This window comes from Luteibacter sp. (genome assembly GCF_009912395.1).
Taxonomy (GTDB): Bacteria; Pseudomonadota; Gammaproteobacteria; order Xanthomonadales; family Rhodanobacteraceae; genus Luteibacter.
On the sequence record NZ_WNDO01000002.1, the window covers coordinates 25,572 to 45,485 of the forward strand.

At 65.4% G+C, this 19,914-nt stretch carries 21 protein-coding genes and 1 pseudogene; 16 read left to right on the plus strand and 6 right to left on the minus strand.

Going from position 1 to position 19,914, the window contains the following annotated elements; all coding sequences use genetic code 11:
• The first annotated feature begins 59 nt into the window (after window positions 1-59).
• On the plus strand, window positions 60-542 hold the full coding sequence (locus GAK28_RS02425; RefSeq protein ID WP_291774596.1) for a glutathione peroxidase: 483 nt from the start codon (window positions 60-62) through the stop codon (window positions 540-542).
• A 67-nt stretch (window positions 543-609) separates the two neighbouring features.
• Here the strand turns inward: GAK28_RS02425 and dacB are convergent.
• Both dacB and GAK28_RS02435 read right to left on the minus strand, forming a co-directional pair.
• Window positions 610-2,028: pseudogene (gene dacB / locus GAK28_RS02430) on the minus strand (D-alanyl-D-alanine carboxypeptidase/D-alanyl-D-alanine-endopeptidase).
• Entirely contained in the window at window positions 2,016-2,801 is a 786-nt protein-coding gene (locus GAK28_RS02435) for an enoyl-CoA hydratase-related protein (protein WP_291774598.1), read from the minus strand. Before GAK28_RS02435 ends, dacB begins: the two are co-directional and overlap by 13 nt.
• Before the next feature lie 125 nt (window positions 2,802-2,926).
• Here GAK28_RS02435 and GAK28_RS02440 point away from each other — a divergent pair, with 125 nt between their 5' ends.
• From GAK28_RS02440 to GAK28_RS02450, 3 genes are read left to right on the plus strand one after another with little or no spacing between them, the layout of a single operon-like run.
• Window positions 2,927-3,172, plus strand: coding sequence for a FeoA family protein (locus tag GAK28_RS02440; RefSeq protein WP_291774601.1), 246 nt, complete (start codon window positions 2,927-2,929; stop codon window positions 3,170-3,172).
• Window positions 3,169-5,016, plus strand: coding sequence for a ferrous iron transport protein B (feoB, locus tag GAK28_RS02445; protein WP_291774604.1), 1,848 nt, complete (start codon window positions 3,169-3,171; stop codon window positions 5,014-5,016). Before GAK28_RS02440 ends, feoB begins: the two co-directional genes overlap by 4 nt.
• Window positions 5,013-5,306, plus strand: a complete 294-nt coding sequence (locus tag GAK28_RS02450) for a DUF6587 family protein (protein ID WP_291774607.1) — start codon at window positions 5,013-5,015, stop codon at window positions 5,304-5,306. Before feoB ends, GAK28_RS02450 begins: the two co-directional genes overlap by 4 nt.
• Window positions 5,307-5,310: 4 nt before the next feature.
• Here the strand turns inward: GAK28_RS02450 and GAK28_RS02455 are convergent, their stop codons facing one another.
• Together GAK28_RS02455 and GAK28_RS02460 are read right to left on the minus strand one after the other, a co-directional pair.
• Window positions 5,311-6,759 (minus strand): phospholipase D-like domain-containing protein, encoded by a 1,449-nt coding sequence (locus GAK28_RS02455; protein ID WP_291774610.1) that lies wholly within the window; start codon window positions 6,757-6,759, stop codon window positions 5,311-5,313.
• 62 nt (window positions 6,760-6,821) lie between these two features.
• Complete coding sequence (locus GAK28_RS02460) at window positions 6,822-7,226, minus strand: cupin domain-containing protein (RefSeq protein WP_291774613.1); 405 nt, start codon at window positions 7,224-7,226, stop codon at window positions 6,822-6,824.
• Window positions 7,227-7,326: 100 nt separating this feature from the next.
• Here GAK28_RS02460 and GAK28_RS02465 point away from each other — a divergent pair, with 100 nt between their 5' ends.
• The 3 genes from GAK28_RS02465 to GAK28_RS02475 all read left to right on the plus strand — a co-directional run bounded on the left by GAK28_RS02465 (window position 7,327) and on the right by GAK28_RS02475 (window position 9,960).
• Entirely contained in the window at window positions 7,327-8,271 is a 945-nt protein-coding gene (locus GAK28_RS02465) for a LysR family transcriptional regulator (protein ID WP_291774618.1), read from the plus strand.
• Window positions 8,272-8,332: 61 nt separating this feature from the next.
• Complete coding sequence (locus tag GAK28_RS02470) at window positions 8,333-9,538, plus strand: M23 family metallopeptidase (RefSeq protein WP_291774621.1); 1,206 nt, start codon at window positions 8,333-8,335, stop codon at window positions 9,536-9,538.
• Between the two features lie 71 nt (window positions 9,539-9,609).
• Complete coding sequence (locus tag GAK28_RS02475; RefSeq protein WP_291774624.1) at window positions 9,610-9,960, plus strand: GFA family protein; 351 nt, start codon at window positions 9,610-9,612, stop codon at window positions 9,958-9,960.
• A gap of 30 nt (window positions 9,961-9,990) precedes the next feature.
• Here GAK28_RS02475 and GAK28_RS02480 read toward each other — a convergent pair whose 3' ends face one another.
• On the minus strand, window positions 9,991-11,508 hold the full coding sequence (locus GAK28_RS02480; protein ID WP_291774627.1) for a dienelactone hydrolase family protein: 1,518 nt from the start codon (window positions 11,506-11,508) through the stop codon (window positions 9,991-9,993).
• 262 nt (window positions 11,509-11,770) lie between these two features.
• Here GAK28_RS02480 and GAK28_RS02485 point away from each other — a divergent pair, with 262 nt between their 5' ends.
• From GAK28_RS02485 to GAK28_RS02495, 3 genes are all read left to right on the plus strand, one after another.
• Entirely contained in the window at window positions 11,771-12,838 is a 1,068-nt protein-coding gene (locus GAK28_RS02485; RefSeq protein ID WP_291774630.1) for a hypothetical protein, read from the plus strand.
• Between the two features lie 95 nt (window positions 12,839-12,933).
• On the plus strand, window positions 12,934-14,178 hold the full coding sequence (locus tag GAK28_RS02490; protein ID WP_291774633.1) for a hypothetical protein: 1,245 nt from the start codon (window positions 12,934-12,936) through the stop codon (window positions 14,176-14,178).
• Window positions 14,179-14,408: 230 nt separating this feature from the next.
• Window positions 14,409-15,059 (plus strand): response regulator transcription factor, encoded by a 651-nt coding sequence (locus GAK28_RS02495; RefSeq protein WP_291774636.1) that lies wholly within the window; start codon window positions 14,409-14,411, stop codon window positions 15,057-15,059.
• A gap of 42 nt (window positions 15,060-15,101) precedes the next feature.
• Here the strand turns inward: GAK28_RS02495 and GAK28_RS02500 are convergent, their stop codons facing one another.
• Entirely contained in the window at window positions 15,102-16,958 is a 1,857-nt protein-coding gene (locus GAK28_RS02500; protein WP_291774639.1) for a hypothetical protein, read from the minus strand.
• A gap of 197 nt (window positions 16,959-17,155) precedes the next feature.
• Here GAK28_RS02500 and GAK28_RS02505 point away from each other — a divergent pair, with 197 nt between their 5' ends.
• From GAK28_RS02505 to GAK28_RS02530, 6 genes are all read left to right on the plus strand, one after another.
• A complete protein-coding gene (locus tag GAK28_RS02505) occupies window positions 17,156-17,716 on the plus strand; it encodes a glycosyl hydrolase 108 family protein (protein ID WP_291774643.1) in 561 nt (186 codons plus the stop codon).
• Between the two features lie 3 nt (window positions 17,717-17,719).
• Window positions 17,720-18,253 carry a DUF2589 domain-containing protein gene (locus GAK28_RS02510; protein ID WP_291774646.1) on the plus strand — a complete coding sequence of 178 codons (534 nt, stop codon included), beginning with the start codon at window positions 17,720-17,722 and terminating at the stop codon, window positions 18,251-18,253.
• A 73-nt stretch (window positions 18,254-18,326) separates the two neighbouring features.
• A complete protein-coding gene (locus tag GAK28_RS02515) occupies window positions 18,327-18,965 on the plus strand; it encodes a DUF2589 domain-containing protein (protein WP_291774649.1) in 639 nt (212 codons plus the stop codon).
• Between the two features lie 58 nt (window positions 18,966-19,023).
• On the plus strand, window positions 19,024-19,284 hold the full coding sequence (locus GAK28_RS02520; protein ID WP_291774652.1) for a hypothetical protein: 261 nt from the start codon (window positions 19,024-19,026) through the stop codon (window positions 19,282-19,284).
• Window positions 19,285-19,288: 4 nt separating this feature from the next.
• A complete protein-coding gene (locus GAK28_RS02525) occupies window positions 19,289-19,738 on the plus strand; it encodes a hypothetical protein (protein WP_291774655.1) in 450 nt (149 codons plus the stop codon).
• On the plus strand, window positions 19,735-19,911 hold the full coding sequence (locus GAK28_RS02530; RefSeq protein ID WP_291774659.1) for a hypothetical protein: 177 nt from the start codon (window positions 19,735-19,737) through the stop codon (window positions 19,909-19,911). Before GAK28_RS02525 ends, GAK28_RS02530 begins: the two co-directional genes overlap by 4 nt.
• The last annotated feature ends 3 nt before the right edge of the window (window positions 19,912-19,914 follow it).

Genomic DNA, 19,914 nt, shown 5'->3' on the forward strand with positions numbered 1-19,914 from the left:
CATCGACGGCGGCGACCGGCGTAGACTGAGGGCCATCCCATGGACTGACGAGGACCCGCATGACCACCATCTACGACTTCTCCGCCCGCGACATCGACGGCAACGAGCGCTCGCTGGCCGAATGGAAGGGCAAGGTGTTGCTGGTGGTCAACGTGGCTTCGAAATGCGGCTTCACGCCCCAGTACAAGGGCCTGGAGGAACTCCAGCGCTACTACGCCGCGCAGGGCTTCGACGTGCTCGGTTTCCCCTGCGACCAGTTCGGCCATCAGGAGCCGGGCGACGAGGCCGAGATCCGCAACTTCTGCTCGCTCACCTATGACGTGAGCTTTCCGATGTTCGCCAAGGTCGACGTCAACGGCGACAAGGCGCATCCGCTCTACAAGTGGCTGAAGTCCAGCAAGAAGGGCCTGCTGGGCACTGAGGGCATCAAGTGGAACTTCACCAAGTTCCTCGTGAACCGCGACGGCGACGTGGTGGAGCGTTATGCCCCGACGGATACGCCGGAGAAGATCGGGAAGGATCTGCCCCAGCTTCTGGGGTGAGGTGTCGTGGATCGCGCGCAAGCGCGCTCCTACAAGAGCGCGTCTGAGCGCGCTTGCGCGCGACCCCTCAGAGCCGATCGCTGGCCTCCGCCAACATCACCGCCAAGGCATCCACCTCGGCAGACACCGGCGACGCACCCGCTGGCGCCCGGTAATTGTTCAACACGATGGCAAAGGCCAGTTTCTGCCCACTCTTCGTGGTGACGTAACCCGCCAGCACGTTGACGAAGCTCATGCTGCCCGTCTTCGCCTGCACATTGCCCGCCGCGGCGGTGTCGTTCATGCGATGGGCCAGGGTGCCGTCCACGCCGGCCACCGGCAGTAGCCCTCGCCATAGCGCGGCCTGCGGTGACGCTTCCATCATTGCCAGCAGGCGTGTCAACGATGCCGCCGTCGTGAGGTCGTGCCGCGAGAGTCCCGTGCCTTACACCAGCATCGTCTCGGACGGCGCGATGCCGTGACCTTCCAGCCATGTGGACAAGGCCTGCGCCGCGCGGTCTTCCGCACGCGGCGCCGTCTGGTCCGTGGCCGCCAGCCCGGTCAGCAGGAACACGCTTTGTAGATAGAGGTTCTGCGAACGCTTGAGCCCGCTGCGGAGGATGTCGGCGATGGGTGGCGAGGGCACCGTACCCACGACGTCGCCGCTGGGCGGTGGCACCGGCCAGCGCAGGCTGCGAGCCTCGCCATCGACGCGCACGCCTTGCCGTTCCAGAGCGGCCTGAAGCCGCCGGGCGGCGGTCAGGGCGGGATCGGGCAAGGACAGTGCCAGTCGCCGGGCCGGGGCACCTTGCGCCACGCCGCCCAGGATATGCACCGTGGCGCTGCCCGGTTCGCGATAGACCTGCAGGATGTCGGCCGGCTGTCCCGCCAGGGCGATCGCCGCGTCGTTCGGCGTGATGCGAACGCCTTGCGCGGAGATGTCCGCCACCATCGTGTTCTCGTCGATGTCGAGGGCGGCCGTGGACGCGCCGTAGTAGGCCTGCAGATCGTCGACCTCCCAGCCGCTGCCATGCGGCGGACCGGTGAATGCGGTGTCGTCTCCCACGATGCCGCCATCGATGCGCTGGATGCCGTGCGCCACGACCTGGCTCGCGAGGGTGTCCGCCCAGTCGGTGCCGGCCAGTGTCGGATCGCCACGTCCGCGGAGCACGAGGGGCCCATGGAGCCGTCCGCGTGTCACGTTGCCGGATGCGACCGCATCGGTATGCGTCACCCCATCCAGGCCCAGCCGGTCGAGCGCGAAGGCGGCCGTATAGAGCTTGGCGGTGGAGGCCGGCAGCAGCAGGCGGCCGGCGTCGTGTTCGTAGACGGTGTGGCCGTCATCGAGCGAGACGACCTTGATACCCCACGAGGCGCCCGCGAAGCGGGGCTGGGCGAGTTGCTGGTCGATCCGTTCCGACAGCGCCGAGGCGTGGATGGGCAGGGCGCACAGCAGCGCCAGCAGCGCGACCGTGCCGCGGATGCGCGGGCTCCTCAGTGCAGCCATGCCGGCAGTCCCTTGTCGAGGAAGGCCGAGAGCCCGTCCTGGCCCTCGGACGAGACGCGCAGCCGGGCGATGAGGCTGGCGTTGCGCTCATCCACGGCTTCCATGTCCTTTTCGGTCATGCCGCCCATGGCCAGGGCCAGCCGCTTCGCCTCGTCTTGCGCCACCGGGCCGCCCTTGCCGAGCAGGCCGACGACGCGTTCCACGGCGCCATCGAGGGCTTCCGCACTCACGGTCTCGTGCACCAGGCCGATGGACAAGGCATGCGCTGCGCCGAAGATCTCGCCCGTGACAAACAGGCGGCGCGCCTGGCGCAGCCCGATCGCGGCGATGACATAAGGCGAGATGACGGCGGGCACCAGGCCCAGCTTCACCTCGGACAGGGCGAACTTCGCGCCGTCGGCGGCGATGGCGATGTCGCAGCAGGCCACGAGGCCGACGCCACCGCCGAAGGCCGCGCCATTCACGCGGGCGATGGTCGGCTTGGACAGAAACTGGAGACGCCGCATCAGGCGGGCCAGACGCAGCGAATCGGCGCGATTTTCCTCCTCGCTGGCCTTGGCCATGCCGCGCATCCAGTTCAGGTCGGCACCGGCGGAAAAACTTGCGCCTTCGCCGGTAAGCACCACGGCGCGCACGCCGTCGTCGCGGTCCAGTTCGTCGATCGCCCGCGTGAGATCGGCGATGAGGGCGTCGTCGAAGGCGTTGTGGACCTCCGGGCGGTTCATCGTCAGGCGGGCGACGGCACCCGAACGGCTCAACTCCACTGCGGACATGCGACGAACTCCGTTGTACGAAACCACCGATGATAAACGCTCGCCGGATTGCCGCACCCGGGTGCGGGATGCATGGGTCGGGCCAAGGGCGTATGATGCGAACAGTTCTTATTTGAGTATGCCCAGTGCGCCTGTCAGACGCGCCGAAAGGTGCCCAAGCCGTGGTGAAGACTGTCACTGATGCCCATCCCGCCGACCCGATCGCGCAGCGCCTGCGTGACCTGGGCTTCGTTGCTGGCGAACCGGTGCGCCTGGTCGCCCGGGGCCCGCTGGGCGGCGATCCCCTGCTCATCCAGATCGGTTCGACGCGCTTCGCGCTGCGTCGCAACGAGGCCGAGCGCGTGGAAGTGAGCGTGGAGGGGGCCGCATGAGCGCCGCCACCCTGCGCGTTGCCCTCGTCGGCAACCCCAACTGCGGCAAGACCGCGCTGTTCAACCAGCTCACCGGTGGTCGCCAGAAGGTGGCCAACTACGCCGGTGTCACGGTGGAGCGCAAGGAGGGCCGCTTCGTCGGTCCGTCGGGCCGCACGCTGCAGATACTCGATCTCCCCGGCGCCTACAGTTTCGACGCGACCAGCCCGGACGAGGCGATCACCCGCGACGTTTGCCTGGGTCGCTACCCCGGCGAAGCGGTGCCCGACCTGATCGTCTGCGTCGCTGACGCCACCAATCTGCGCCTGCACCTGCGCTTCGTCCTCGAAGTGCGTCGCCTCGGTCGGCCGATGGTGCTGGCGCTCAACATGATGGACGCCGCGCGTCGTCGCGGTATCGACATCGACGTGGCCGCGTTGTCGCGTCGTATCGGTGTGCCCGTGGTGGAGACCATCGCGGTGAAGCGCGGCGGTGCCAAGGGCCTTATCGAGCGCATCGACAGCGAAGTGCCGGACATCCAGCCGTCGCCGGTCGACCAGGCCGACGTGGATCAGCTCCACGCCGAAGTGCGCGCGATCCTCGCCGCCACGGTCACCACGGCGCGCGACAACGTGGCCATCGACGATGCCATCGATCGCTGGGTGCTGCATCCGGTGTTCGGCCTGGGCATCCTCGCGGTGCTGATGTTCATGATCTTCCAGGCCGTGTTCTCCTGGGCGCAGCCGGTGATGGATGCGATCCAGGCCGGCGTGACCGGACTCGGCACGCTGGTCACCAGCACGATGCCTGAAGACAGTGCCCTGCACAGCCTGCTCAACGACGGCGTGTTCGCCGGCCTGGGTGCCGTGCTGGTGTTCCTGCCGCAGATCCTCATCCTGTTCCTCTTCATTCTCGTGCTCGAGGAATCCGGCTACCTGCCGCGCGCGGCCTTCCTGCTCGACAAGATGATGTTCCGCGTCGGCCTGACGGGTAGGGCGTTCATCCCGCTGCTGTCGAGCTTCGCCTGCGCCATCCCCGGCATCATGGCCACGCGCAGCATCCAAGATCCCCGCGATCGCCTCACCACGATCCTCGTCGCGCCGCTGATGACCTGCTCCGCGCGCCTGCCAGTGTACACGCTGCTGATCGCCGCCTTCATCCCGGATCGCACGGTATGGGGAGTGTTCAACCTCCAGGGTGTCGTGCTGTTCGTGCTGTATTTCGCGGGCATCTTCAGCGCGCTGGGCGTGGCCTTCGTGATCAAGCGCCTGCGCAAGGACAAGAGCGAGCATGCGCTCATCATGGAACTGCCGTCGTATCGCTTCCCCAACGTGCGCGACATCGCGCTCGGTCTGTGGGAGCGCGCGCTGATCTTCCTCAAGCGTGTCGGCGGCATCATCCTCGCGCTGACCGTGCTGCTGTGGTTCCTGTCCAGCTTCCCGGGCGCGCCTGAAGGTGCCACCGGTCCGGCCATCGACTACAGCTTCGCGGGCCGCCTCGGTCGCCTGCTTGAATACGTGTTCGCGCCGATCGGCTTCAACTGGCAGATCTGCATCGCGCTGGTGCCGGGTCTTGCCGCTCGCGAAGTCGCGGTGGCCGCGCTGGGCACGGTCTACGCCATGTCCGGCAGCGATGATGCCGTCGCCTCGCAGCTGGGCCCGGTGATCGCGCACCAGTGGTCGCTGGCCACGGCGCTGTCGCTGCTGGCTTGGTATGTGTTCGCGCCGCAGTGCATGTCCACACTGGCGGTGATCCGCCGCGAAACCAATTCCTGGCGCAACGTGGCGGTGGCTGCCGGTTACCTGTTCGGCTTGGCCTATCTCGCTTCGCTCGCCACCTACCAGATCGCGAGGGCACTCTCGTGAATACTTTCCAGATCGTGCAGGCGGCGATCATCGGCGTGGCCGTGCTGGTCAGCGCCTATGTTGCCTTCCGCAAGCTGCTTCCCAAGACCTCCACCCGCGTCATGGCGGGCGTCTCGGCCAGCCTCAATCACGACGGTCGCCCGGCCTTTGTGCGCAGCCTGGGCCGCAAGCTCCAGCCGGCGAGCGCCAGCGGTAGTTGCGGCGATGGCTGCGACTCCTGCAACAGCTGTGGTCCCGCGCCGGCCACGCGCACCGATGCCCAGCCGCTGACCTTCAAGTCGCGACACTAAGCCATCAATCCTGCGGCGCGCGATCCTTGCGTCGCCGCCGCATGTTCCACCAGCTCGCGCCGAGGTTCACGGCGAACCATGCGCCGATGAGCGCCAGGGGCCACGCGATCACGGCGGGCCACCACACCGCGACGATCGTCAGCACCGCCGCCAGCGCGGCACCCGCCAGCAACGGGCCGCTTTCCGTATCGCCCAGCACTCGGTGCTGCGTAATCGCCGCACCCACGGTGTTGGCGATGCGCAGCGCACCGGCCGCCGCGCGACTGGAACTGCCACCGCCGTGTTTCGGGCGTGGCGGACGTGGCGTGCGACTGCGCATGCGTTCATTGCCGTTGCGACGGCTGCGCGGGCGCAACAGGATTTCGGTGGCGTTTTCCAGGTCGGCTTCGTACTGGGCTTCCAGTCGCGCGGCCACACCCTTGTCCTCGATGGCGACATCGATCTCGCGATTGCTCAGCCAGCTCGCGATATTGAGGTTCGACGAACCCACGCGTGCCCAGAGGCCATCGGCGACCGCCGTCTTGGCGTGCAGCATCGAGCCGTTCCATTCGAACACGCGGATGCCGGCCTTCAGCAGGGGGCGATAGCCCGAGCGCGACATGCCGGCGACCATGGGGATATCGCTGGTACCGGGCACGAGCAGACGTACGTCCACGCCGTCGCGGGCCGCAGCGGACAAGGCCTGCACGTAAGGAGCGACACCCACGAAATAGGCGTCGGTGAGCCATAGCGTGCGTCGTGCCATGGCGGCGACTATCTGGTCCAGGCGATACATGCCCGCTGTGCTCGGCTGCGTGGCGATGACGCGCAACGACACATCGCCTGCCGCCGGCGACACTGGTGCAAGCAGATGTTCCGGGAGCGGCATGCCGGTTTCCCGCCAACTATCCGCGAAGGCATGCTCGATCTCGGCGACGGCCGGGCCGTGCAGGGCCACGCCGGTATCGCGCCAGGGCGGCACGCCGTGTTCGGGGTCGCCCAGCCATTTCTCGCTGACGCACACGCCGGAGAGGAATCCGCGCTCGCCGTCCACCGAGAGCACCTTGCGGTGATCGCGGCTCACCCAGCCAAAGGCACTGCCAAGACGGGGCGGATTGTAGACGCGTACTTCGCCGCCGGCAGCGCGAAGCTCGTTCCAGAACGATCCGCGCGACTGACCGAGGCAGCCGACCCAGTCCGCAATAACGGCGACGAAGACGCCCGCCCTCGCGCGCTCGACCAGCGCTGCCAGGAAGCGACGGCCGATGCGGTCGTCGCGGATGATGTAGTTCTCTAGCAGGACATAGCGCCTGGCGTTGGCGATGGCCTCCAGCCAGGCGTCGTAGTGGGCCTGCGCATCGATCAGCAGATCGACCGTGTTGCCCTCGATGAGGGGCGCGCCCGCGCTGCGGCTCAAGGCCTGTTCGGCGAACAGGCGAGGGGCGAATCCGGTGCTGTGGTGGCGGACGTTCATGGGTGTCGAGTGTATCGGCATCCCGCATGGTCGCCGTTACCGCATGGACGAGGCGTGATCGGTCAGCCCTGGCCGGCGAGGTATTGCGCGTCGGTCACGTGCTCCATCCACGTCACCGCCTTGCCGTCGAGGTATTCCTGGATCGCGATGTGGGTAAGCGAGGTGGTCGATGTCGCGCCGTGCCAGTGGCGATGGCCCGGCGGACACCAGATCACGTCGCCCGCGCGAATCGTCTCGATCGGGCAGCCGTCGCATTGCGTCCAGCCGCAACCGGCGGTGACGACGAGGATCTGGCCCAGCGGATGGGTATGCCACGCGCTGCGGGCGCCCGGCTCGAAGGTGACGCTGGCGCAACCGATCCGCGCGGGTTCGGGCAGGTTGATCATGGGGTCGATGCGTACGGTACCGGTGAACCAGTCGGCCGGGCCGCTGATCGAGGCCTGCGAGCCGTTGCGGACGATATGCATGGCGAATATCCATCGGAAGGAGGAGGCCGCCATGGTGCGTCGGGTCGATTGGCTTGATAAGCCAGGGTAGTGCGATTAGGTTTATGAGAAATCCTCATGAATGGCGGGCCGTCCCATGCGCCGCAACCTCAACGACCTGGCCGCCTTCGTCGCCGTGGCGCGGGCCGGCAGCTTCACCCGCGCGGCGGCCGCGCTGGGGGTGTCCCAATCGGCTTTGAGCCATACGCTACGGGGCCTGGAAGCCCAGCTCGGCGTACGCCTGCTGATGCGCACGACGCGAAGCGTGGCGCCCACGGAGGCGGGCGAGCGCCTGCTGCTCTCCATCGGCGGTCGCCTGGACGAGATCGAGGACGAATTGCAGGCGCTTGCCGCGCTGCGCGAACGACCCGCCGGCACGGTGCGCATGACCAGTGACGAGCACGCACTGGAGTCCATCCTCTGGCCGCGCCTGGAACCGTTCATGCGTGAGTACCCCGATATCCGGCTGGAATTCGACGTCAGCTATCGACTGACGGATATCGTCGCCGAACGCTTCGACGCGGGCGTGCGCCTGGGCGAGCGTGTCGAGCGCGACATGGTGGCGATGCCCATCGGTCCGACGATGCGCATGGCGGTCGTCGGATCGCCCGGCTATGTCGCCACGCATCCGGCACCGACATCGCCACGCGATCTCTCCGCGCACGACTGCATTGGACTGAGACTCGATACGCTGGGCGGCCTTTATGCGTGGGAGTTCGAACGCGACGGCCGTGCCCTCGACGTGCAGGTGAAGACGCGCCTCGTCTTCAATCGCAGTGCGCAGATGCGCAAGGCGGCCTTGAAAGGTTTTGGCCTGGCCTACGTACCCGAGGACATGGTCGACGACGATATCGCGATGGGACGCCTGCACCGCGTCCTCGCGGACTGGTGCCCAGCCTTTGCGGGGTATCACCTTTACTATCCGGATCGCCGTCTGCATTCGCCCGCGTTCGCTCTCGTCCGGGATGCACTGCGTTATCCCGGGACGGTTCATGACGAACGACCTATCGTGCCGACTGGCCCATGATGGGAGATACGTAGCGCCCTAGCATTCCCGTGCACGATCGTCCGCGCAGGGAGCCAATGCCATGTCGTCATGTCGTTCCATATCCGTCGCCATCGCACTGTCGATGGCGCTGTCCCCCGTCATGTCGCACGCCGCCTCAAAGGAGGTCGTTGGAGAGCCCGCGCCGGGATGCGTCGTGGCGGGGCAGAATGCCGGTGGTGCCGGCGTGTCCACGGAAGCCGGTGCCGGGTTGCCGCCGCAACTGGAAATGCGCACGCCCGTCGCTCCGGCCTATTTCAGCAGCGGCGGACGACACTATCTGGTCTACGAAGTCCAATTGCGTAATCTTTCCGACAAGGCGATGGACATGCGCCGTTTCAGCGTGATCGATCCGGATCGACCCGCGATGCCGCTAGCCGTATTTTCGGGCGATACACTGGGCAAGCTCCTTCATCCGATCGGCAAGGAAGGCGATCCTGCAAAGGCCGGCATATTGGACGAGGGGCGCTCGACGGTCGCCTACCTCTGCCTTGCATTCCTTCCCGATAGCCGATTGCCTGCGCGGTTGACGCATCGCATTGCGCTATCCGACGCGACACTGACTGGTCCTGACGTCACGATCGACCAGGCGCCCTTGCGTGTGCTTGGACCACCGGTCAAGGGTGGACCATGGACGGCGGCAGGCGGCCCCGGCAATGCGTCCCATCATCGGCTCGGATGGTTTGCCGTCGGAGGTGTAGCCTCCATTTCCCGCCGCTACGCCATCGACTGGAAAATCATCGAGAAGGGATCGTCGTTCACGGGGGACGCGCTCGACGTGAACGCCTATCACGCTTACGGCAAGGACGTGCTGGCCGTCGCGGACGGCGTGGTCGTCAGCGCGCATGATGGCCAGCCGAACAATGTTCCTCGCACGCCAGCGGGTTTCAAGACGGCATTGCCCGTCACGCTGGGGAACGTCGCGGGTAACTTCGTGATCCTGGATATCGGCGGGGGAAACTACGCGGAGTACGCCCACCTCAAGCCGGGCAGCGTGCAGGTGAAGAAGGGTGACCGTGTGGCGCGGGGCCAGATGATCGGTGCCATCGGCGCATCCGGCGATGCCCGTGAGCCGCATCTTCACTTCCAGTTGAGCGATACACCCAGCTTTTTCGCCGGCGAAGGCCTGCCTTACGCCATTGATCGCTTCGTATTGCGGGATGGTCAGGCGCGCAGCGAGCGCGTCGACGAGCTTCCTGTCGAGGACATGCAGGTGGATTTCACTGGTCCGGCGACGGGAACGCCCTAAACCTGGCAGTTGTAGGGGCGGCATTCCGCCCGTAGCATCGTTTCCTCGATCCGTGGAGGAAGGAGGGCGGTATGTCGTACGAAGGAAGTTGTCACTGTGGGAAGGTGACGTTCAAGGTGGCGTCGGATGTTCCGGCACAAGGCATGAGCTGCAATTGCACGCATTGCCGACGCAAGGGTTTTCTGTGGTCCTTCGTGCCGAGGGATGTCTTCTCGGTGTCCTCTGGTGAGGAACACCTGAAGACGTACTTGTTCAACAAGCACGTCATCGAGCACCAGTTCTGCGACGAATGTGGTTGCCAGCCGTTCGGTCTTGGGACGATGCCCGACGGCTCGAAGGTGACGGCAGTCAATTTACGCTGCGTACCATCGATCGATCTCGAGGCCCTGACGATCCAGAAGGTGGACGGCGCGAGTCGTTGAGCTTTCCCATGCGCTGACTCGGCGCGTCTCTCAAGGGGGCGTCGAGGTCAACGTTTGAAGCCGACGTTTTCCTATCGGATTGTTCGGATCCAGCTGTAACGCATGGCGATAGTCGCGAATGGCGTTATCCCTCTGGCCTTGGGTATCTTCGATGGCGGCACGCATCGTCCAGGCTTCGCCGCTTTGCGGAAGCCGCGTTGTCCATAAGGCGGCAACGGTTGCCGCCTGGCTGATGTCGCCATCGGCGAGTAGCGACGAGAGCCACGACGAATAGGTGTCTCCTGCGATTTGGAATCCAGGGTGCTTCCGTACGTAGTCGTCATGGACTGTTTGTGGATCGGCGCGTTCGGCAAAGAGATGAGGAGCCATGTCCGCGATGGTTCCGAGCGACGACGTGGCTCGACGTCGTATGGAGGTGAGGGTGCCTGGCGGAACGTGATTTTCCTCTGGCGTGGCATCCAGGAATGTCTGCGCGGACGCGTCTGACTTCAGGCGCTCATCGAGAAAGGCCAGTGTGTAGCGCTCCATCCACGCGTAGCTGGCCAGTCGCTGGTCGAGCGTCGTATCGTCATGCTTCGCCATGCTGCCGAGACGTAGGCTTTGTGCGGCAAGATCCGGGTGAAACAGTCGCTTCATGCCGACCAGGATCAGGTCGGCATGCGGCATCCGGGTGATGAAGCTATGCGGCCAAGCATCCCTGGCCGGAGGGATCGGGTCCTCGCGGTCCGCGATGAAGAGCATCGGCGTGGTGAACGCTTCCGGCGCGATATCCGGCGCGGCGTGCATGAGTTTGGAGAAGTAGCGCATCGATCCGTCCCAGGCCACGATGGCGCGTATCCGTTTGTCCGCCATGGCGGCGAACGTGGCCGACAGGCCGCCCCAGCTGTAGCCCACGACCGCGAGATGGGTGGTATCGGCGAACGGCATCGACCGCGCGAATCCGATCAGGAAGCCGATATCGGCGGCCTGTGCCCGCGTGTTCGCCAGGTCCTGGGGCAGGCGTCCGTCGGTCATGTAGCCACCGTCCGCACCATGCGACGGGCTGGCCAGCACCACGTAGCCATGACTCGCGAGGTACTCGCATAGCCAGTCGTTCTCATAGGCCGGCGAACTGTCGCTGGCGGCGTAGATCACCACAGGGAATCGTCCGTCGGCGGACGTGGCATCGCGCGACGCGCGCACCGGTGCGGCACGCCACGACGCGATCGCATCCGGAGATGTACCCAGGACGGTGTAGATGCCGAGCGCCGCATCGGTGCGCCGCCTTCGTTCCGCTGGCGTGCGGGAGAAATCGTTTTCCGCAGACCCCAGTTCGAGGTAATCCTCGTAACGCATCGGTTGACCGGCCCGTGCGGCGGGATACCAAACGAGGGTCTGCACCGGTCGCCCCTGGTCCGACCCGGTGTCGCTTCGCGACGCATCGACCTGTTCCACGAGGCGGAACCCGACTGGCCATGGGCCCGGATCGGCGGGCGAGGGCGGAGCGATCTCCGCGCCAAGGGTGAGGGTGGACAGCACGAGCGATGCGACGAACACGAGTGGGCGCACGTACCTGGCTTCCTTGGCGGGAGCGACGATCATAGGCGTACGGGCTACGCACCGATATGTCGGCAAATTCTTGCGAAGCGTGCCGCGCGGCGTGCAACGCGGCTCAGAGTGCGGACTCCATCACATTTGTGGGAGGGGGGAGGATCGGCGGGACACGTTCTAGCGGGAAGGGGGAACGTGCCCCGCACGGCGATCCGTCATCGCGACGACGACCGATGCGGCGGCGACAACCATCGTAGCCAATGCTTTAGGGAGAAAGACCATGCGTTCGATGAAGGGGTTCCATGCGTGTCATCCGGTTCGTTTCGCAGTCCTGACGGCGCTTCTCGCCGCCGCGCCGCTCACCTCCGCGCTTGCCGCGCAGGACATCGCCCAGGAGGCCCGCGCGCAGGCCGTGCAGACCTGGCACGACAACGTCAACCGCCAGGCACCGCCGTCCGATGGTTGCTTCCGCGCGGTCTATCCCAGCGCGAGCTGGCAGGCGGAGCGTTGCGGCCCGGTGCCGTCGTTCCGCTCGGTGCAGCCCGCCGATCACCTCGCGCCCGTGGGCGCGCGCAGCACGGCCACCGCACGCACCGAGAGCAGCGTGTTCAACGTTGGCAACGGTTACGACTATGCCGCGAAGACGGGACAGGTGACCCGTTCGGCCACGGGTAGCTTCCCGACCGTGACGGGCGTTCGCTCTGGCTCGGAAGACTATTCGCTGCAGATCAACACCAATTTCGGCAGCACCACCTCGGCCTGCCAGCGTTATGGCTACTCCACCTGTCAGGTGTGGGAGCAGTTCATCTACTCCACCGATCCGGGCACGGGCTCGCCGGGCGCTTTCATCCAGAACTGGTTCTACGTGTCCGACGCGTCGGCGTATCGTCGCACGGGCTGCCCGTCGGGCTGGAACGCCTATTCGGCGCAGCTGGCCTGCTACCGCAACAGCCAGCTGGTGAGCGTGGACTATGTGCCGATCACCAGCATCGGCAGCATCAAGCTCGCCGGCTCGGCCTCCGCCAACGGCAACGATACGGTGACCTTCACGGTCAATGGCGTGGCCCACTCGGTGAGCCAGCCCGGTACCACGCTGTCCATCGGTTCGGTCTGGAAGCAGTCGGAGTTCAACATCTTCGGCAACGGCTCCAATGACCCGGTCGCTTCGTTCAACAGTGGCTCGTCGGTGACGGTGAAGCTGGCGGTCAACGACGGAACGACCAATGCCCCGACCTGTGTCGGCCCGAACAACGCCGGCACGACGGGTGAGGAAAACAACCTCAGCCTGCACAGCTGCTCGGCATCGGGCGGCAGCACTCCGGCCATCCAGTTCTCCCAGTCGAACTGATCCGGCGGCCTTGAACGAACGCCCGGGCACGTCCCGGGCGTTCGTTTCGCGCGTAAAGATAGAATGGCGCCCTTCCGATCACGCAAGGGAGTGCCATGACCGACCACGACATCGATGCTCGTCCGCCACGCACGTCCTGGTTCGCCGGTCTTCTGTTCTGGCTGGGCACCTTGTGTATCCTGGTGCCGCTGGTCTTGTTGTTCGCCATCAAGGGACAGGGCGGCGGGTACAACGCCTTGTACGGCGCGGTCGCCGTGCTCCAGGTGGGCGTGTTCACCATGCCGGTCGGCCTGGTCCTGCTGATTGCCTACACCGTGATCGACCGGCCCTGGCGCCGTCCGATCGGTCAGGTCTGGCTTTACTGGTTGCAGGTCGCCGGACTGGTCGTCCTGATGCTGGCGGTCGGGTCCGAGTTGCTCGGCGAATGGCGTCATCGTCGCCAGGTCGCGCAGGATGCGGCCTGGGCCGAGCGTTCCGTCGAGCGGATCCGGCTCATCGAAGCGGCCTTGGCGAAGGACGACGACGCCACCGTGGCGCGGGAATACGCGGTCTGCAATGGCTATTGTCCGCGATGGAGGCTGATCTTCGACGCGATGGCCAACCATGCCTCACGCAGCCTCGATGTCCTGGTCAAGGACCTCACCCCCGTTACCTACGAGAACGAAGGGTTCTACCGGGAACAGTCGGCCACGATGTGCCGCGATGGCGTGACCTATCGCAACGACGCATCGCTGGCCGGTTGGGCGGGCACGCTGGGCGATCGCGCGATTGTCGAGCGACTGCTGCCGTTGTGGGGGGCTGAGGAAAAGCAGGCGGCACTTTACGGAGCCGCCTTCGGCAACCAGCCCGACATCATGGACCTGATGCTGGCGCATGGTGCGACGCTGGCACCGCCCGGAGCCGACGACGTCGAACCTCATGATGCGCTGTCACAGGCTGTCGAAGCCGCGACCCGGGCGGGAGCGACCGATGCGTTGGCTTGGCTGGCCGCACATGCCGATCGCCCCGTCCCAGCCGATAACTACGTCTGGGTGGAACTGGAGAACTGGATCAACGCGTCGCCGCCATCGCGTTGGCGAGGCAACCTGGAGCCCTTGCTGGACGCGTTGTTGCGTCTTGGCGTGGCAAGGCAGGAGCGACCGCTGATCGGTGCCATCCAGCGAAGCGATGCCGTGTTGGCCCGTGCATTGATACGCCGAGGCATCAAGCTCGACGACCCGTCGGATGATCCTTGGGCTGGACAGCTCAAGACCCTGCTCGCGGGTCCGGCGGACGCCATCGGCACGGATGATGGCGAGAACGTCAAACCCTGCGAGCGCGCATCGTCGGAGACAGAGTGAGCCCATGGCCGCAAAACGCATCGAGGGCATCGGCGCGTGGCCGGACCACCTCCCAAGCGGCATGAAAGGCCGGTATCGACGACCGTAAGGTTTCCGGAAGGACGGCGACGCATGACGGAAGGCAACGTCAGGTCACCTCTTTCAAAGGAACCGCTCATGCATGTCCGGATGCTCCTTGCCTTCCGGCACCTACGGGTGTCGTCGCGTATCAAGCGATGCGGGAGGGACGCATGAAGCGCGTCACGCTCCTGCTGGCAGACGAAGAGGCTTTGCTGCGCGATGGTCTTGCTGCGCTGCTCGCGATCGATCCGCGCTTCGATATCGTCGGTAGTACAGGTGATGGGCGCGAGCTCGTGCGCCAGGCCTTGCGTGGTCAGCCCGACCTCATCGTCTTCGATTGTGCGATGCGTGGCCTGAGCGGTCTGGAGGCGGCCCGACGGATCGCTCCGCGCTGCCCGGAGACACGCATGCTATGCCTGTCGTCATACGAGGATTCGCGCTGGATTCGTGCGGCGTTCGATGCGGGGGCGCACGGCTATCTGCTCAAGCGAACGGATTTCGACGTCTTCGTATCCGCGGTGGACGCCGTGCTGCAGGCACGTTACGTGGTGAGCCCCGAACTGGAACATCTTGTCTCGCTGGACCAGCGACACCGGCATGTGGAACTGGAGCCAGAGGCGACGCTGAGCGCGCGGGAAAGGGAGATCACGCAGCTCTACGCGGAAGGTCATTCCACCAAGGACATCGCCGAACGCCTGCACGTGAGCATCAAGACGGTGGGTACGCATCGCGAACACATCATGGCGAAGCTGGGCATACAGGGTCTTGCCCAGCTCACGCGTTACGCATTGCGTGAAGGAATCACCATCCTGGATTCGTGAGGGAGAGGCCGCGGCCGTCCGATGGCGGCCGCGGCGGAGAGGTTACTTGCGAATGGCCGAGGGTGTGTTCTGCCGTAGCGCGACGAGGTTGGAGGCCTTGTAAAAGGCACGATCCACGGCCGCGTCGCCGAAACGCTGGTTGACGGCGTCCTGCACGCTATTCGCCGTCACGCCGAGCCATTTGCGTGGACGCAGCCATACCTTCACCCGGCTACCGGTGTCGGCGAAATTACCGTCGCGGGTGAAGACACCGATGAAGTCCGCGATGGCTCGTCCCAGTCTTGGGTCATTGGCCGGACCGACGGCCTTCCATGTATCCAGCACCGCCTGCGCGGCCTTACCGATGCGGCCCAGGGCATCGGCGGAGGGGGCGGTGACGAACACGTCGGCCACGCTCTGCGGAAGACGGGCGCAATCCTTGAGCAGGTCGGTGGCGATTTCAATGAAGAACGGATCGGGTACGACAGGCTCGGCGCCACCCTCCACCAGGAATCCGTACAAATGCCGCGCGAACGTCCCCTTGGTTTGGAATACCGGATTCGATGCGAACCGCCATGCCGCGAAGTCTGGCATGCCGATGCCGTCACCCGGCAATGGCAGGCCGTGCAGCCCCCAGATGATCAGGTCGCCGTATTGGCTGTCGGTGAGCGTCTTCGTGCGCAGGTCGCCCTGGAACGCCTCGATCACCGCAGGATCGATGCTCAGCGGATCGGCGTTCACGCGGGTCAGGAAGCCGCGCGTCAGCACCGGCATCATCGAGCGACTCTTCGGATCGCGGTTGGCGCGTTCGAGCGCCATGGCACGCATGGAGCGCAGCACCCAGTAGTCTTCCATGTTGCAACCGGTGACGCCCACCGCCGAGAAGGCGCGCTTCTGTTCTTCACCGATGAACCACGGGGATGTACCGCTGACCTCTGGCTTGGACGTCGTGGTGGTGTAGCTCGTCACCAGGCGCCCGATGACATCCTTGAGGGTGAGGCCCGCCTTCACCCAGGCTTCTTCGTCGCGCTTGTAGCGGATATCGACATCGAGGCGATCCACGACGAGGTCGTCGCGCCAGGTGTTGAACCACTCGGCGAGTCCGTCGACTGGCATCGCCGGTGCTTTCGATCCTACCTTGGCGGCGAAATGATAGACGCCGCCTTGCGAGCAGATGGCGACGGACGGCGTCACCTGGGCGCCATAGAGATGGCCCACGTAAAGGCTGGCGCAGATCGGCGACAACGAACCGGGTGGTCGCGATGTGGAAGCGCCGCCCTGGGCACCGAAGCAGCTGATGCGCACCGGCCATTCGACGTTCTGCCCAGCCGCGTGCGCCCACTGGCTCGACGCCGCCGAGACCATCTTCAGCAGGAACTCAATGTACGGCGACATGAGGCTGGGCTGCAGGCCCATCTCGGGCGCACGGATGACGATGACGGGCGCTTCCTTCGATCCCGTGGTGTCGTACTGGAAGCGTACGACGGACAGGACGGGGCCCGCGCCGCCCAATGGCACTTTCAGGCGGGCCGCGTTGTTCTGGAGCGACTGCATGACGTGTACGTCGAACATGCGGATCACGTCGATGCTCTTGCCGCGCAACGAGGCGTCACCTGCTTCGTCGCTGACCAGGAACACGGAGATGGCGCGAGCGAGCACGCCCTCGGGTGATGCGTCTTCGCCAGGTCGGTTGGCCGCCGCCGCGCTGGCCTCCACTACGCGGATCTGCTGGGCCGCGTAGCGAGTCAAGGGCCATTCCAGCACGGGGCCGCGGGAATCGACCGTACCGCGCTCCACGAGCAACACAGGACGGCGTTGTGCGGGCGCTTTCTTCAGTTCGGCGGCGAGAAGGCCGTTCAGTACGGTGTTGATCTCCTCGTCCATGAAGCCGAGGTAGACATCGATCAGGTTGTCGGACATGGCATGTCTCAATGGCGCCGGCACATGCCGGCAAGCCAGTGTTTCGACGCGCCGTGGTCAGGCCTATCGGCAAATCCCTGATTTCGGGGTTTCGTCGAGCCATGAGTGGAAATCAGGTTTTTCCCGATGTCGGGAGGTTCCTTCGATGCGGATAGTCGCCGCCACCGACGCTTCCGCTGTCGACACCGGAGAAACCCATGGCCGATTTCAAGAGCTTCTTCCCGACCTTGCTCAAGCACGAAGGTGGCTTCGTCAATGATCCCGCCGATCCGGGCGGCGCCACCAACAAGGGCGTGACCCTTGCGACGTTCAATCGTTGCGCGCAGTCGCTGCTGGGCATTGCCCCTTCGCTGGCGACCCTTCGCGCCCTGACCGACGAGCAGGCCGGCACCATCTACAAGGCCTTGTACTGGGACGCCGTGCGGGGCGACCAGATCGCGCTCCAGCCGCTGGCGAACATCGTCTTCGATTTCTACGTCAACGCTGGTGCCCAGGCCACCCGACTGCTGCAACGCGTGCTCAACGATCTGGGGGCATCGTCACAGATCGCCATCGATGGCGTGATGGGCGCGGGCACGATGACGGCGCTCGGCAAGGCCGATGCGTACGCGGTGTATGCGCGCTTCAAGCAGGGGCGTATCGACTATTACACGGCGCTCGCTGAGCGACGCCCGTCGCTGGGCAAGTTCCTGAAGGGCTGGCTGAATCGCGTGGCGTCGTTCCCCGACCTCGCGGCCCCGGCCGGTGGGAGTCGCTGATCCATGGCCACGCAGACCTCCCTCAACGAACTGATCGAAGCGATCGCGGGCGCGGTGGTCGATGCGCAGGATCGCATCGAGCAGCACCAGATGGCGCACTTGAGCGATTTCTTCGACGAGGACAATCGTCCGAAGAGCGTCGTGATCCGCATGCCGTCGATGCAGCCGGGCGCAGCCGAGGGCGACGAAGACCTTTACAGGGCACCGATCCTTCCGCTCGTATCGACCAACGTCCTGCGCATCAAGGACGTGGAGATCCGTTTTGACGCCGACCTCGGCGTGCTGGTCGAGGATGCGCCGCCCCCGCCACCGGATGACGATCCTGGCATCGCACCACGCGACTGGACGGTACGGCCGAAAGCATCACGGCCGCACGTGCGCGTCGATACCGCCGTGGGAGCCAAGGGCCGGCAGGCCGGCGCGGTCCACGTCGTGCTGCGCGTGGAGGGTAGCGAGCCCACGGATGGCGCGGCCCGGTTGATGAACCATCTCGCGCAGACCCAGGGGGTCTTCAAGACGTTCCAGCCGGACGAGTGAGCCATGCCGTCCGGCGAAACCGTGGCGGGCATCCCGCGCGCCACGCCATGCAATGCCATGAAGGAGTAATGAAATGCCTGACGAACTCGTCAATATGTCCAGCCAGTTCAAGGGTCTGCCGATGGGCGACCTTATTGGCGCCCCGCTTAACGCCGCATGCGAAGCCCAGGTCAAACTGGCGCAAGCGACCGCCGACTTCATCAAGCTCATCGGTTTCCTTCCGCCGACGGGCAACGATCCGAACGGCATGGGGGCGACCCGTACCGCGCAGTTCAAGTTCAAGCGACCCGTGGACGATCCCTCGGGCAAGGGCATCGCCGAGGAAGAGGTCGAACTCGAGGTGCCGCTGCTGGCGATCGTGAAGGTGCCCAACCTGAGCATCACCAATGTCGACATCACCTTCGACATGGAAGTGAAGTCGTCCTTCAGCCAGACGGAGTCGGAAGACAAGAAGGGTGAATTCTCCGCTGATATGTCGATCGGTTGGGGCATCTTCTCGGCCAAGGTTCACGTGGCCGGCTCGGTGGCCACCCACAAGGAGAACACCCGAACGTCCGACAACTCGGCCAAGTACCACGTCGCGGTGCATGCCGAGGACAAGGGCATGCCGGAAGGTCTCGCCCGCGTCATGGACATCCTGCAGACCGCCTGTGCCCCGCGTCGTATCGGTGCGCCGGTGGCGGTGGCCGAGCAGGACAAGCAGCCCGCCTGAGCAACTCGTACCACCCCGCGACGCCCGGATGGGCGTCGCGGATTCACCGGAGTGAACCATGTTCGACCTGACCGATGTGAAGTTCGTCAAACGCGTGGTGGTCGGTACCGACAATCCCAACCAGATGCGCTCCGAGGCGCAGATCGAAGAGGCTCGCGCGTTGTTGAATCGCTGCCTTACCGATTCGCCAAGGGGCACCATCATCGGCATGGAAAAGAGTTTCACGATCCTGCAGATCGGCGAACACCAGGTCGTGCTGCAGTGGCTTTGCTACCACATCGGATTCCCCCGCAAACCGGGATGGTTGCAGGACAGCTGAGGCCATGACTATGACGACCTGCTCGCTGGATACGCTGATGTTCGGCCTGCGCATGGCGGTGATGGCCGCCGACGAGGCCGTACGCGATCGTCGCGAAAGTCTTCTGCGCGGCGACGAATCGAAAACCTTGCAAGTGGAGATCCCCGAAACACCGGCGAATGACGCACCGCTGACACCCGTTGTCCTATCGCTGCGGTCGTTCCGCGATCCCCGGAGTCCACGCGTCACCTCCCTGTCCGTGGAGTTCGATGTGCGTTTCAGGCAACGCCGTGTCCGCGGTGAGTCGCGGCCGGCCCTGTTCCTGGATATGGACAAGCCCCGTTTTCCCTGGTTTTCCAGGCGTCCCGCGCATCGCTTGCGGATCACTTACCGGGCTGCCGACGATTGGATGCCCGTACTCGAACTGGATGGCCGCACGCTGGACCTTCCTCCGCTCGGAGGCACCCCCGCATGAAGCGTATCCGTCGGCTTTGGGTACCCCCGGAATGGGGGCTCGCTCTCCAGGGCGATCCGGGGTCGAATCACCCATCGTCGCGACCGCGTCGGTGGCCGTTCTACCTGCTTGTGGCGGCGCTGGTCGCCGTCATCGCGGCAGGCGCCATGCAGCAGTATTTCATCAACCCCTGAAGG

Bases quoted from the DNA above. Each gene is read 5' to 3' on its own strand.
- GAK28_RS02455 (WP_291774610.1), bottom strand. From the start codon at position 6,759: ATGAACGTCCGCCACCACAGCACCGGATTCGCCCCTCGCCTGTTCGCC.
- GAK28_RS02490 (WP_291774633.1), top strand. From the start codon at position 12,934: ATGACCGACCACGACATCGATGCTCGTCCGCCACGCACGTCCTGGTTC.
- feoB (WP_291774604.1), top strand. From the start codon at position 3,169: ATGAGCGCCGCCACCCTGCGCGTTGCCCTCGTCGGCAACCCCAACTGC.
- GAK28_RS02520 (WP_291774652.1), top strand. From the start codon at position 19,024: ATGTTCGACCTGACCGATGTGAAGTTCGTCAAACGCGTGGTGGTCGGT.
- GAK28_RS02500 (WP_291774639.1), bottom strand. From the start codon at position 16,958: ATGTCCGACAACCTGATCGATGTCTACCTCGGCTTCATGGACGAGGAG.
- GAK28_RS02510 (WP_291774646.1), top strand. From the start codon at position 17,720: ATGGCCACGCAGACCTCCCTCAACGAACTGATCGAAGCGATCGCGGGC.
- GAK28_RS02495 (WP_291774636.1), top strand. From the start codon at position 14,409: ATGAAGCGCGTCACGCTCCTGCTGGCAGACGAAGAGGCTTTGCTGCGC.
- GAK28_RS02515 (WP_291774649.1), top strand. From the start codon at position 18,327: ATGCCTGACGAACTCGTCAATATGTCCAGCCAGTTCAAGGGTCTGCCG.
- GAK28_RS02485 (WP_291774630.1), top strand. From the start codon at position 11,771: ATGCGTTCGATGAAGGGGTTCCATGCGTGTCATCCGGTTCGTTTCGCA.
- GAK28_RS02435 (WP_291774598.1), bottom strand. From the start codon at position 2,801: ATGTCCGCAGTGGAGTTGAGCCGTTCGGGTGCCGTCGCCCGCCTGACG.
- GAK28_RS02460 (WP_291774613.1), bottom strand. From the start codon at position 7,226: ATGCATATCGTCCGCAACGGCTCGCAGGCCTCGATCAGCGGCCCGGCC.
- GAK28_RS02425 (WP_291774596.1), top strand. From the start codon at position 60: ATGACCACCATCTACGACTTCTCCGCCCGCGACATCGACGGCAACGAG.
- GAK28_RS02505 (WP_291774643.1), top strand. From the start codon at position 17,156: ATGGCCGATTTCAAGAGCTTCTTCCCGACCTTGCTCAAGCACGAAGGT.
- GAK28_RS02470 (WP_291774621.1), top strand. From the start codon at position 8,333: ATGTCGTCATGTCGTTCCATATCCGTCGCCATCGCACTGTCGATGGCG.
- GAK28_RS02530 (WP_291774659.1), top strand. From the start codon at position 19,735: ATGAAGCGTATCCGTCGGCTTTGGGTACCCCCGGAATGGGGGCTCGCT.
- GAK28_RS02465 (WP_291774618.1), top strand. From the start codon at position 7,327: ATGGCGGGCCGTCCCATGCGCCGCAACCTCAACGACCTGGCCGCCTTC.
- GAK28_RS02525 (WP_291774655.1), top strand. From the start codon at position 19,289: ATGACTATGACGACCTGCTCGCTGGATACGCTGATGTTCGGCCTGCGC.
- GAK28_RS02475 (WP_291774624.1), top strand. From the start codon at position 9,610: ATGTCGTACGAAGGAAGTTGTCACTGTGGGAAGGTGACGTTCAAGGTG.